Annotated in this window: 12 protein-coding genes and 1 tRNA gene; 10 read left to right on the forward strand and 3 right to left on the reverse strand. The window is 45.7% G+C overall.

Annotated elements, in window-relative coordinates:
• Window positions 1–1,187 precede the first annotated feature (1,187 nt).
• The 6 genes from ACR6Z4_RS26915 (at window position 1,188) to ACR6Z4_RS26940 (ending at window position 7,175) form a co-directional block, all read left to right on the forward strand.
• Window positions 1,188–1,460, forward strand: coding sequence for an Npun_R1517 family heterocyst differentiation transcriptional regulator (locus tag ACR6Z4_RS26915; RefSeq protein WP_479720429.1), 273 nt, complete (start codon window positions 1,188–1,190; stop codon window positions 1,458–1,460).
• Window positions 1,461–1,619: 159 nt separating this feature from the next.
• Window positions 1,620–1,692, forward strand: a tRNA-Glu gene (locus tag ACR6Z4_RS26920).
• A gap of 626 nt (window positions 1,693–2,318) precedes the next feature.
• The gene (locus ACR6Z4_RS26925; RefSeq protein ID WP_479720430.1) at window positions 2,319–3,401 is read left to right on the forward strand and encodes a helix-turn-helix domain-containing protein; all 1,083 of its coding nucleotides are present in this window, start codon (window positions 2,319–2,321) and stop codon (window positions 3,399–3,401) included.
• A gap of 599 nt (window positions 3,402–4,000) precedes the next feature.
• Window positions 4,001–4,702 carry a Crp/Fnr family transcriptional regulator gene (locus ACR6Z4_RS26930; RefSeq protein ID WP_479720431.1) on the forward strand — a complete coding sequence of 234 codons (702 nt, stop codon included), beginning with the start codon at window positions 4,001–4,003 and terminating at the stop codon, window positions 4,700–4,702.
• A gap of 208 nt (window positions 4,703–4,910) precedes the next feature.
• Window positions 4,911–5,441 carry a universal stress protein gene (locus ACR6Z4_RS26935; protein ID WP_479720432.1) on the forward strand — a complete coding sequence of 177 codons (531 nt, stop codon included), beginning with the start codon at window positions 4,911–4,913 and terminating at the stop codon, window positions 5,439–5,441.
• Window positions 5,442–5,606: 165 nt separating this feature from the next.
• A complete protein-coding gene (locus ACR6Z4_RS26940) occupies window positions 5,607–7,175 on the forward strand; it encodes a pentapeptide repeat-containing protein (RefSeq protein ID WP_479720433.1) in 1,569 nt (522 codons plus the stop codon).
• A gap of 240 nt (window positions 7,176–7,415) precedes the next feature.
• Here the strand turns inward: ACR6Z4_RS26940 and hisS are convergent, their stop codons facing one another.
• The 3 genes from hisS to pedR all read right to left on the reverse strand — a co-directional run bounded on the left by hisS (window position 7,416) and on the right by pedR (window position 9,389).
• Complete coding sequence (hisS, locus tag ACR6Z4_RS26945) at window positions 7,416–8,702, reverse strand: histidine--tRNA ligase (protein WP_479720434.1); 1,287 nt, start codon at window positions 8,700–8,702, stop codon at window positions 7,416–7,418.
• Window positions 8,703–8,707: 5 nt separating this feature from the next.
• Window positions 8,708–8,995, reverse strand: coding sequence for a hypothetical protein (locus ACR6Z4_RS26950; protein ID WP_479720450.1), 288 nt, complete (start codon window positions 8,993–8,995; stop codon window positions 8,708–8,710).
• 106 nt (window positions 8,996–9,101) lie between these two features.
• A complete protein-coding gene (pedR, locus tag ACR6Z4_RS26955) occupies window positions 9,102–9,389 on the reverse strand; it encodes a photosynthetic electron transport-dependent transcriptional regulator PedR (RefSeq protein ID WP_479720435.1) in 288 nt (95 codons plus the stop codon).
• 101 nt (window positions 9,390–9,490) lie between these two features.
• Here pedR and ACR6Z4_RS26960 point away from each other — a divergent pair, with 101 nt between their 5' ends.
• The 4 genes from ACR6Z4_RS26960 (at window position 9,491) to ACR6Z4_RS26975 (ending at window position 12,832) form a co-directional block, all read left to right on the forward strand.
• Window positions 9,491–9,967, forward strand: coding sequence for a DUF4168 domain-containing protein (locus ACR6Z4_RS26960; protein ID WP_479720436.1), 477 nt, complete (start codon window positions 9,491–9,493; stop codon window positions 9,965–9,967).
• 197 nt (window positions 9,968–10,164) lie between these two features.
• Window positions 10,165–11,160, forward strand: coding sequence for a carbohydrate kinase family protein (locus ACR6Z4_RS26965; RefSeq protein ID WP_479720437.1), 996 nt, complete (start codon window positions 10,165–10,167; stop codon window positions 11,158–11,160).
• Complete coding sequence (locus ACR6Z4_RS26970; protein ID WP_479720438.1) at window positions 11,150–11,614, forward strand: CYTH domain-containing protein; 465 nt, start codon at window positions 11,150–11,152, stop codon at window positions 11,612–11,614. Before ACR6Z4_RS26965 ends, ACR6Z4_RS26970 begins: the two co-directional genes overlap by 11 nt.
• An 810-nt stretch (window positions 11,615–12,424) precedes the next feature.
• Window positions 12,425–12,832 carry a Fur family transcriptional regulator gene (locus tag ACR6Z4_RS26975; protein ID WP_479720439.1) on the forward strand — a complete coding sequence of 136 codons (408 nt, stop codon included), beginning with the start codon at window positions 12,425–12,427 and terminating at the stop codon, window positions 12,830–12,832.
• Window positions 12,833–12,838 lie beyond the last annotated feature (6 nt).

The raw sequence follows: 12,838 nt of genomic DNA on the forward strand, positions 1-12,838 counted from the left end.
TGCTAGATGAATTATTTTCTACAAATGAATAGTTGATTTAGGACAGGGTGCCGGGGTGGAACTCCTGCACCCTGTCCTAACCAGCCCTTTGGCTGCTATATGCATAGCACTTCGCGCCTGAATAGGTTACAGGTGTGGGGTGAGCGCCGCGCGGAGCGCCGATTTTCACCCCATTACCATCTTGTTTCTGAACGCATTGCGCTATCATCGGCAGCTTCTAGTCAGCCAAGTGGCATTCAAGATAAGTAGTGCTAAAGCGGTCTATACGGATAACCATCCTCAGTATTCCTAGTAACACAAAATCCAAATTCCTCAGTAAAAGCCGATAGAAATTGGCAAAATTAGAGTTTTCAAGACACATTTAGATGCAACTTTTTTCATCTCCAAAACTCAGTAGAAAGTTGTAATTGAATGGACTGTCTGATCTAAATGGCAATTTCAAGCCAGCTTATTAAAAACTTCATAAACTTTCCTGGGAACTCTATTAAAACTTAAATCTAATTAGTCTCTTTTCGTCATAAAGATGTTTTTGCTAGATGATGATGTCACATTAATCACATCCTATCTCCTAGATATTTTGTTTTTATACAGGTTTCCATAACCAACTTATCTCATCAATAATCATTAAGTTAAAAAACGAAAAAAACAAATTAAAAGTATTCAAAATGTTTTAGCTTAAATCTCTAAAACTATTGATATAAAAGGGTTTTTACGTATAGAGAGCCGTGTTGAATGTGATATTAAAGTAGCTTTTTTTACTTGAAATAATGGGGGAATTATCCCTTCACTTTCGGGGAATTAAATGCTCTTGAAGCGACGATGAAGTAATTGGAAACTCCTCATCAATACTTTATATGCACCCACTCTGAAAGATCTGTCAATGATGCTATGTTCAAAATACTCAATGCAATTCACAACATTTAGTCGAGTTCAGTTTCTTTACCTAGTAATTAGTTTTGAAGTGGCTGACTTGATTTCAGCTAGTTAGCGGATCTGATTCATTTTGAGGGAATGCTAGTTTAGGTAATAAGCGAGTAGAGATGCACTTCTTACCGTTAAGTAAACTTCTACTTTGTTTTCTTCAATTTACTTGAGCTAAATGCTATTCGAACGGGCGACGAGCTATTTTGCCTGTTCATCTCGGGAATACTCTGTTATGGCAGCATAGTTGGTGCTGTATTTGTGATATGAAAGTAAACTCCTTAGAGTATCAACCTACTAATTCTGATATCGGCGTTTATGATTGCGAAGTTCGTCTTCGGTTCAGAGTCATTGAAGAAAAAGGCGCTCTGCGCGATCGCGATCGCCTGCTAGAGATGCTGCTTGACGCCTTCTCGTACGGTTCCGATGAATATCTCGAAACCATCTTGACTCATGTTGAAGCTCAGGAAATTCCTGAAGTAGAAGCCTCTCCCAAGATGCGGCGTCAGCTAATTCGTTTACGCAATTCCAAAGATTGATCACCTGTCTGTCTGTTTACATCAGGGTGTACCCAACTCGATCTACTTACTCTCCCGATTTCGGTAGAAGCGATCGCTACAGAGAATAAATCTCTTTTTTCAGATCGGGGTTGACAGATGCAGTGATATTAGCTACCTTAATAAAGGTCAAGTCCACAAGCCCCCATCGTCTAGAGGCCTAGGACACCTCCCTTTCACGGAGGCGACGGGGATTCGAATTCCCCTGGGGGTATAAACTTGGCACGATGAGTGCCTCGACTCTTAAGCCATCAGTTCTTTTACTGGTGGCTTTTTCCGTTTTTGGTTACTGGCGGAACTATGTTGCTTGAGCAGATGAAACACGAAGTTGAGCTGTAGATCACTTATGAGGTTGACATTACCCTCGCAACTCAACGTCAAGTGCGAAAGTTACCCAGTCCACTCAGCTGCTCATCTCAGCGGCTATTCAAGAGTAAGTGAGCCAAGACCTGATGGCGTGGTGAAGATGGCACAAACCAGCAGCGCCGCTTTTTTGTCCTGCTGCTAATGCGGTTGGCGCAACGCTATAGTTATCCTCGACCAATCTGAACGCTGCTTATGGATAGCGAGGGGTAATCTCTTGGCAAAATCTCTCTCGCCAGAGTAATACGAGAAGGGTATGACAGAAGTAGGGGTGTGGGCGCTCAGGGAAATCTCTCTAGGGGCAAAGTTATCGTTGTCTTTGCGTCAATTTTCGAAAACTTCATAAAAAGGATAGAAATCCATCAGAGTAAATTATTTCCTTCCGGAGTTGCCAGGGACCTACAGAAAGACTTACTTAATTAACCTGGACTGCCAGAGGATTCTACTGAGTTGAGTGTGAGAGCGGAGGTTTGTACTATGGCGATGACATCATCTACTTACTACATGGAAGGTGTAGACAATACAAAAATTGCAGTGACCCGTGATGGATTGCGTGCAATCTTTGGTCAAGTAGAAGCTGAACTGCATCGCAGTGAAGTGTATCAACATGCAATGGAAAGCCTGTACCAGGGGCTAGGAGAAGCAGCTGCAAAAGCTTACCAACTGTTGATGCAGACGGTTGGTCGAGAGGCAATCCGCTTGGCACTGCGTCAATTGCTCCGCCAATATCGCACCCTTTCACCCCAACCTGCTAACGTCAGCGAGCATTCCACCGTGAACCTGGCGGCTGAGTTTAAAGTATTGACAGGTGCTGTGGAGCAATTTCAGGCTGAGATCCCTGCTGCGGTGACCCCTACAGCCGCACCAGCACCCACTGCAACGTTGACTAACTCATCTCAAAGCTCAAGCAGTTCCAGTAAGCGTCATGCTGAAAAATCGGTGTCTCAGCCACTGCCGTTAAAGGATAAAGCTGTAGGGCGTCATGCCCAGCCGACTGAAGAACAACGCCGCCGCCAAGCTATTTTCAGCCAACTGGGGGATGAGATCAAACAAGCCCGTGAGGCTTGTGGTCTGTCGATTGAGCAGTTGCATTACAAAACCTGGGTGCCCATTCACCAGCTCAAATCTTTAGAGCTAGGGGATATTGAACGCTTGCCAGAAGACATTTATGTTCGAGGGTTTCTCCGGCGGATTGCGAGTGTTTTGCAGTTAGATCAGGAGCAGATTTCTCTAACGCTGAATGGGTATGAATCTCGCCAGTCTGTGATTCCGTCCTGGCAACATTCCACACCTGCTGCCCGACAGTTACAACCTGTTCATCTCTATCTGGGGTACGCTGCGTTGATGGCAGGTGCTGTCGGAGGGCTTGCCTGGATGTCTCAACAACCGATGTCAGAACAACTGCTGAACTATCAGCTTCCCGATCTAGTCCCTCAATCTGAAGCACATTCGGCACAAACGACAGACTTTACTGTAACTCCCGGCACTCATGTCGATGGTAGTGGCAATGGGGCGATCGCCAATCCAGAGATGAATCCGCCAGAGGGGTTCCCCTTTTAAGCTTAGTTCTGCGTTTTTGTTTGCCAATTTTAGTGGAGGTCTGTCGGGCAATGCATGACTGACCTCCACTAAAATTGGTGTCGCTGATTCTATAGCAATCGAACGGCTAACCGGGACAGGGGCGCGGGGGCTGTGCTCCCGGTGTTGTATTTACTGCGCGGGCATGTTGCCCACGGGCAACATGCCCGCATTCCAAAAAACAATAGAGGAGTGGGACGCTCTGATTAGAAACTGGATCCGACACTCTGCAACACTTGTATGTTCATCAGCGTCCTAGAGTTTTCTCTGAGAAAAATTCTGGATTCTAGCTTAAGCAGAGTTCAATTTCAGGCTTTTGGCTTAGGCAAGTCTGTCTGGATTCAGCGAATTACCTATTTATTGTTACAGTAGTAGTCTAAATGGTTCAAAATAAGCAATGTAAGCGACCTGGTTTAACATCAACCATTAAAAGTCGTCTAATACTAGCTCTACCTGCTTTTTCTGGAATGATTAAAGGATCTCCCAGTCTGAATGAACAGTATGATTTGCTGATGTGAAGCTAATTTTGCTGCACAAACTGGGTGTATCTGCATAACTCATTATTTGAGTGCAATGGCTCCATGCAAGATCGGTATAGTCCAAGAGAGTTCCAAGATAATTCGCTGATTCGCTCCGCTCCGTTTTTTGATGGATTGCCAGAAGCCATCATAGACAGCGCGGTGGCGCATGTCGTGACTCGTACCCATCCTCCCAATCAGGTGATCTTGCTAGAGAATGATTGGGGAACATCGGTCTATTTCATCTTGGAAGGCTGGGTCAAGATTCGAACGTATAATCTCGACGGCAAAGAAATAACACTGAATATTTTGGGGAAGGGTGAGCTGTTTGGTGAAATGGCTCCCCTGGATGAGGTACCCCGTTCGACCGATGTGATTACGCTCATTAAAACTGTCATTGGCAGCATGCCCGCGCAAGACTTTGTGCAGTTGATTAATACTGAGCCACAGGCAGGCATTCGCCTGGCTCAGTTGATGGCACGACGGTTACGACAGGTCAATCGGCGGTTGCGCTTGCGCGAGTCGGATAGTGTGTCACGAGTTGCTGACATTATTCTGTTTTTGGCAGAAGGGCAAGGCAAAAAGAGTCAGCAAGGTATTGAGATTCCTAACCTACCTCATCGTGAGCTGAGTAGCCTCAGTGGTTTGGCAAGAGAAACGGTGACGCGGGTTTTGAGCAAACTAGAACGAAAGGGCATGATTGTCCGCGATCGCGATATTCTCTGTATCCCCGATATGCACGCTTTAGAACGAATGCTGATTTAATTTGCAAAGTCTGATTGCAAACTGAGAGGCGATCGCAATGGGTGCGGTAAGTTTTGGGTAGGGTTCGCCATACCTCTTACAGCGCTTTGCGCCTGAATATATTCAGTTTTTTGTTATGTGCTGCGCGGCACGTAATAAAAAACTGTGGCTTAAGCAATTAAAAATTGCTGTATTCCTTCGTCGCACTCTCACCAACGCCTCAGCCACCATGAGCTTTAAACGAATTCTGGCAGCGGTCGATCATTCACCGCTCGGTCACTCTGTCTTTCAGCAATCGCTATCGCTTGCCAAATCAGATGCTGCCACTGTGCTGTTATTTCACAGCCTGATGGTAGATACCGTGCCCACCACCCCTCCTTTTTCTGGAGAATTGGGGTTAGCACCCCAGATTATTAACCAGGCATACGAGGCGCAGCAACTCCACATGCAGCAGCACACCCGCGAAATGCGATCGCTATTGCAACGCTATTGCGACCTTGCCCGCCAACAAGGAGTGCCGATCGAGTTTGAATACAGTACAACCGACGCTGGACCCGGCATTTGTCAGACGGCTCAAAAGTGGGGTGCCGATTTGATTGTTATGGGGCGACGCGGACGGCGTGGCTTAACCGAGGTGTTGTTGGGGAGTGTGAGTAACTATGTGTTGCACCATGCTCCCTGTGCGGTTTTAGTTCTTCAGGCAGAGAGCCTCAATACCGATTCTAGTGAGACATCTCAATCTGTGAATGCGCGCCCTTGACCCTGATGGTAGTGCGCTCTGCTGGTGGTGATTACCTGAACGGAGTGGGTAGGAACACTTCCCCTACAATTAATTTGAACCACGATCTTAAGTAGATGATGTGAGCATTGTCCGCTACCGTTCCTAAATGATTTAGGACGGAAATTCCTTGGGGTTAGTTGTTAGATGAACAAATTTCTTAACTGCTTCTATCCGACATATAAATTTATCAAGCATCATAGATTCAAAATTTTTCTCGTTACACTTTCTATATCTGCACTTCCTCTATTTTTACTAGCTGTATGGAAAATACCAAAGTGGCAAGTTGGAACAAAGCCACTTCAAGCTGAAGAGAAAGCTCAAATTGATGCAGAAACAGCAGCACGAGTTGTAATTATTCAAAGTGTAGGTGGATTGTTATTGTTTGTAACTGCTGGCATATCATGGTTGAACCTCAAAGCTACACAACGTAATATTATAATTTCTGAAGAGAAGCAAGTAACGGAGCGTTTTTCCAAAGCCGTAGAGATGCTTGGAAATGAAAATAATATTCATATTCGTTTAGGTGGAATCTATGCGCTGGAAAGAATTGCTAAAGATTCATCTAAAGATTATTGGCAGGTGATGGAAATTTTAACTGCTTTTGTGCGAGAGAAAGCTCCGTTAAAAAATGAACAAGAACCTTTTAGGGTTATAGATCCATATTCAAGGTTTGAGACAGATGGGTATGAATATTATGAAACTGATGAGAGGGATGAAAGGGATGAATACATCTATATCCCAAACAAGGAATATATTCATCCGATCGCACTAGATATCCAAGCTGTATTAAAAGTTTTAGGGCGTCGGAATCAAAATTATGAATATGGTAGTCAATATTCTCTTGATTTGAGTCGAACTGATTTGAAAGGTTTAATATTTACAGGAAAATTGGTAGGAATCAATCTGGAAGGATCTGATCTTCAATGGGCTATCTTCAAAGATGTAGAACTTTCAGAATCAACTCTTATTCAAACCAATCTTAAACTCGCTAAGTTTCATAATGCAGATTTAAAGAGTGTAAATCTAAAAAATGCTGAACTTAGATGGGCGGAATTTGTGGAAGTAGATTTCCAAGGAGCAAACTTAGAGCAAGCTAATCTCTGTGAGACGCAACTTAAAAATATAAACTTAGTTGGAGCAAATTTGGAAGGAGCTAACCTGTGGAATTCAGTGCTCGATGAACAAAGTAAATCTACTCTTAAATACGCAAGTCTCAAGTCAGTCAAGTTAACTAGTATAGACTTAAGTAAAATAGATTTTGAAAAAGCTTCTTTAGAGTCCGCCGATTTGGAGAATGTGAATCTTAGTAATGCAAATTTAGGGTTCGCAAATCTTAGTGGAGCATACCTCGGAGGAGCTAATCTTGATAGTGCAAATTTAGAAAATGCTAATCTTGATCATGTAGATTTAATAGAAGCAAATCTGTCTAATGCGATCTTAGAAAGGAGCAGTTTAATAAACGCTAACTTAAAAAATGCTAACTTAGAAAATACAAATTTTTCTAACGTAAATCTGAGTGACTCACTACTGAAAGGTGCATTTATTAATCAGACAAACTTTTATCAAGCAAATATTAAGGGAGTACAGCTAGCTAAGGTTGATCTGAGTAAAGCTATTAACTTAACCTCACACCAAGTAAAGCTAGCAAAGAATTGGGAAAAAGCAGTTTATAGCCCGGAATTGGGGCAAAATTTGGGGTTGCCATTACTTTAATAACTATTAGGTTAAGCAGTACTCATGCGGAACCAAAATACAATCGTTTTCCCACTGTCCACGCCCAGAATTTGAAGTTGAGATTGCTATTATCCATCCTCAATGCTCAAAATTTTGAGGGGCGAAGTCGCTACCGATCGTCGTTCAAACCGGGCGTGGCATTCGGGCTAATGGGGTCGGCTAACGACAGCTATAATCTGCCGAATGCCGCGCCCCTACCGACGCTTTTGGTTTTTGGGTTCATGTTGGCACACGCAGGGCGTCAATCTGTTGTCGGAGTTCGTTAGCATTGTCGGCTAATTCAGCTTGATTGAGGACAACCTGATCGCCCGATGCTAACCATTTCAAATTTACGGTTTGGTTATCGGCTTCGCTATCGCCCAAGATCAAACAGGCGATCGCTCCGCTGCGGTCTGCGCGTTTGAATTGTTTACCAAAAGCACTACCACTCAGATCGATTTCAACGGAGAAGTCCAAATGTCTGAGGGTTTGGGCAAGCTGGAGGGCTTGAGATTCAGCGCGATCGCCTTTGGATACCAGATAAAAATCGAGGGTAGAGGTAGCAGGAGCATTGAGCTGTTGCAATAGCAAAATCAAGCGTTCTAGCCCAATTGCCCAACCGACCGCCGGAGTTTCGGGCCCTCCCAGTTCGTTGACGAGTCCATCATAGCGACCGCCGCCACAGACCGTTGCCTGGGCACCCAGATCATCCGAGATCACCTCAAATGCAGTGTGCGTATAGTAATCTAGCCCGCGCACTAAACGCGGATTGATGCGGTAATCAATTCTCAAATCAGTCAACAACTGTTGCACGCGTTCAAAATGGCGTTTGGAGTCGGCATCCAGGTAGTCCAAAATGCTGGGTGCTGCCTGAGCAATTTCTTGAGTACGAGCATCTTTGCTATCGAGAATGCGCATGGGATTGCGCGTCAACCGATCTTGGGAGTCCTTGTCCAGTTCGGTTTGATAGTGGGTGAAATAATCGACCAGTGCCGTGCGATAGTGCTGGCGATCGCCCGGTGTGCCCACAGAATTAATATCCAACCGTAGGGTTTTCAGCCCCAATGTGTACAGCAGATCAGTGGCGATCGCAATCACCTCTGCATCAGCGCGTGGGTCTGGGCTACCCAGCACCTCGACGCCCAATTGATGGAACTGCCGTTGTCGTCCAGCCTGAGGACGCTCGTAGCGAAACATCGGTCCTGTATACCACAGCCGTTGGACTCCACCCTGAGCATATAAGTGATGCTCGATTAATGCCCGCACCACCCCCGCTGTGTTTTCAGGACGCAGGGTAACCGAGCGATCGCCCCGATCTTTAAACGTATACATCTCTTTGCCAACGACATCTGTGGCTTCGCCAATGCCGCGTTCAAACAACTCTGTAGCTTCAAAAATGGGGGTGCGAATTTCTTGATAAGCAGCGTTGCCCAAGATCTTTCGTGCCGTTGCTTCGACTTGCTGCCAATAGCCCACCTTATCTGGCAGGATATCTTTTGTGCCCGGTAATGTTTGAAGTGCGCCCATAACCCTTAATTTTGCTCCTCAATCTCTTGCCATTCCCCATAGCGATCGCCATAGTACGCCAAAATCTGATCAACGCGATGTCGGGAACTGAGATTGGCTAACTCAGTATAGTGAATCCACAAACCACCCACCTGGCTTTCCAGATAATCAAATTGTTGAGACTGCTGGGGTAGCAAGTCTGTCGAGACACCTTCCACCTGCCGCAGATGGGAAGCAACTTCCCGATATACTGCCAGAGGGAGTTTCCGACAACAAATTCGATAATCGGGCTTAACCGTTTCAACCGTTCGCATCATGGGTCAGTCTACAGTGGAAAATTTAGTTGGGGTTAGCGCTATCGAGATACCGTAACCGAGATACCGTAACTAATATACAAAGAATATGAATGATACAGGAGTATTATTCTACGGGTGGTTTAATCGCATCGGGGCTGGGTAACGGCAGCGTACAGCAATTGACATCATTAATGCAAACTTTGCCCCACTGCAACGCCCAACGCACCAATGCGACTCGGTTTCCGGTCGCCGTTTTGGTAAGAATATTGCTGATGTGATTATCAACAGTCCGCTTACTAATATCGAGCTTCTCGGCAATTTCCTGATTTGTTAAGCCAGCAGCTACCAATTCGACGATTTGTAATTCCCTATCTGATAGAGAACTAGAGTTGTGAAGCTCTTCGGCAGCCATACGCTTTTATACCTATGTATATGTACTCATTCCTTACTCTCATTCTAGGGTGTTGTCCAGGAAAACTTTTCATAAAACTCAATCTTGCCGGGGTGTATTGGATGACATTGCCTAATCGAGCGATGAAATTGGGTGTGAGTTCTATCAGGCTAAAATCCTTGCTGTTACTGCCCGTCATTTTGTTACTGTGGTTGGGTTTGAACGTTCCGGCTAGCTTTGCGGAAGACCTATCGACATCCAATAGCTCGGGAACGGCTTCAGGAACGGCGATCGAAGAGGTTGCACCGACCCACTCTAGCCTGACCTCGGCAGATATTTCTCTGGAAAAAGTCAGTCAGTTTGTCAACGCCTATTTACAAATCACTGCCTTACTCGAACGCCGAGAAGGAGAATTGCAAGCCGTGGAAACCGACTCGGAGTCGTTGCGAATTCAGCAAGAAATTGAAGCTGAAGCCTTTCAGATCATTGAAGCGTCTGGATTGAGTTGGCAAGAGTATTTGCAACTGTTGGGTCTGGCAAACACAGATCCCGACTTTGGCGAACGCATTGCGACGCAGTTACAGGAGTTGGGAGGGTGAAGGGGTGAAGGGGTAGAGGGGTGAAGGGGTAGAGGGGTGAAGGGGTGAAGGGGTAGAGGGGTGAAGGGGTAAAGGGAGAGAGGGGTGAAGGGTGAAGCTAACAGCTAATAGCTAACAGCTAACAGCTAATCGCTCATCGCTTTTGCCCTGGAAGTATAGAATCAAATGGTGCTGTTGCTTAGGGGATGTAAGTAGCTGTGACTAGCGCTCGTGTGATTTGTCTAGGCGAGATTTTATTTGACTTGATTGCAGATCAACCGGGTCGTCCGGTGGAGCAGGTAACGTCCTGGACATCTTATCCGGGGGGTGCGCCTGCGAATGTGGCGTGTGCGCTGGCAAAGTTGGGAACGCCTGCGGCATTCATCGGCTGTATTGGGGAAGATGATCCCGGTCAAACCTTACTGGAACTGTTGCAAACAATCGGGGTTGATTGGTCGGGTGTGCAGCGTCATCCGGTTGCCCCAACTCGCGAAATCTATGTGGTGCGCTCTGAAAATGGCGATCGCCGTTTTGCGGGGTTTGGTAGTCGTGATACGGCTGAGTTTGCGGATACTCGTCTTAAACCGGAGCTGTTACCTGTAGGTTTATTTGACGCTGCCGATTTTTTGGTGTTAGGCACCTTAGAGATGGCGTATCCAGACTCTGGTCAGGCGATCGCCAAAGCGTTAGAGCTGGCGGATGCTCACAAGGTCAAAATTCTGGTGGATGTCAATTGGCGACCGATGTTTTGGCACGATGCTGATGCTGCGATCCCTTTAATTCGAGATCTGGTGAAGCGGATCGATTTTCTCAAGCTTTCTGCCGAAGAAGCAGAATGGCTGTTTGATACTCGTGATCCCGGAGCGATCACCCATCGGATTGGCGACTTGGAAGGGGTGCTGGTTACCGATGGCGATCGCGGTTGTGCTTATTGTTTGGGTGACAATGAGGGCAGCTTACCTGCCTTTAAAGTCGAAGTGGAAGATACAACCGGAGCCGGAGATAGCTTTGTTGCAGGCTTTTTGCATCAAGTTTGCCACCGGGGAATTCAGGCATTATCTGATCCCCAAGTCGCCAAAGACGTGATTCTCTATGCGAATGCTGTGGGTGCTTTAACCACCATTCGGGCTGGAGCGATCGCAGGTCAACCGACTGCCGCAGAAGTAGAAGCATTTTTGTACTTAAACTCCGCAAATTCCGATCATGGCAGTTGAAATTGAGCGCAAATTTGTGGTGAAGGGTGATGATTGGCGATCGCTGGCAACCGGCATGTTGTATCGCCAGGGCTACATCATGTCTGAGCGAGGACGCACAGTTCGGGTCAGAGTGATTGCCGATCAAGGCTATCTGACGATCAAAGGGGCGTCCGTTGGCATTGCCAGGGCAGAGTTTGAATATCCTATTCCCCTGAGCGATGCAATGACGCTGCTCGATATAGTGTGCGATCGCCCATTGATCGAAAAAATGCGATATCGAATTCCCTATGATGATTGCGTCTGGGAAGTCGATGAGTTTACGGGAGAAAATCAAGGCTTGATTGTGGCAGAAGTTGAGCTAACCCATGTGACTCAGGCGATCGCGATCCCCACCTGGATCGGTCAGGAAGTATCGGACGATCCCCGCTATTTCAACTCCAACTTAGTCAAGCATCCTTTTCAAAACTGGTGATCTGAACCATCGTGTTGCTAAGGATCGATGCCAAGCCAACTTGACTGATGAAATAACGACATGCCCCCTTACGGGGTGTGTTAGGCGCTAGCCGTAACGCACCGCAGGTATTTTATTTGTTCCCCAGATCACTAACTATCGAGTAATTATCTACCTATTAATGTAACTCTTTATTCTCTTTATTGAAATAGTCACTAACTATCTATTGGGATGCCTATTTGGACTATGTATTGTGAATTAAGGTGATAGCCATCTATCTTGATAGGCTATCTATGTTATCTATGTATGGGCGCTATTAACTAGAATGGGCTACTACTCAGGTTTTTTCGATTGATTTGTGCGACTGGTTTGGTCGAGCTTTTGTTAGTAAAAGAGTGGCTTGTGATTTAGCCATAATCCACTAAAAGCGACTCGATAGCCTTAAGCTTTATTGGTCTGATCAATAGAAACGCTAAAGAGAACGTAAACCAATGCGTAGCTTGTAAAAAGAACAGCGGCTGCGATCATATATTTGCTCCTTCCCATCTTTGGGAGTTCAGGTGAAAGTTATTTCTTTCATACTTCTAAGATAGGCTGACTATAGAAGATCAACTACCCCCAAAAGGGTTAATCTTTTTGGGTGAAATTTGACCCCTATCATTTATCAAAAGAATGAGTTAGTCACTAGGGCAGGCGGCGATCGTAACACCGTCTTAGAGAAAGTAGCCTATCGGGTAAGCTGCCTTAAAAGCAGGGGTAGTGTAGATGGTCGAAGTTCACCCATGCAGAATTTGTAAGATGGTTGCAGACAGTCAGTAGAATGGGGTTACTATGAAAACCCAACGTACGCGCAGCCAAGAGCGCATTTTGACCCTGCTGAAAACCCTCAATCGAGAAATTTCTGCTCAAGATCTCTACATCGAACTTCGAAGTCATGGGCAAACCATGGGACTGGCAACGGTCTATCGATCCCTGGAAGCACTGAAGCTAGAAGGCTCGATTCAAGCTAGAACGCTCGTCAGCGGGGAATCGTTGTATAGTTCTGTACAAGAAGACAGACATCACTTGACGTGCTTACAATGTGGCAATTCGGTACCCATTGATGAGTGCCCGGTTCACGATTTAGAAGAACAACTCAACCAGTCTTATCAGTTCAAAATCTACTATCACATGCTTGAGTTTTTTGGCTTATGTACCCACTGCCAACGGCTCAATGTTTCTAAAGATTCACTCGGTTAAGATGAC

This window comes from Calyptranema fuscum S582, from assembly GCF_055793305.1.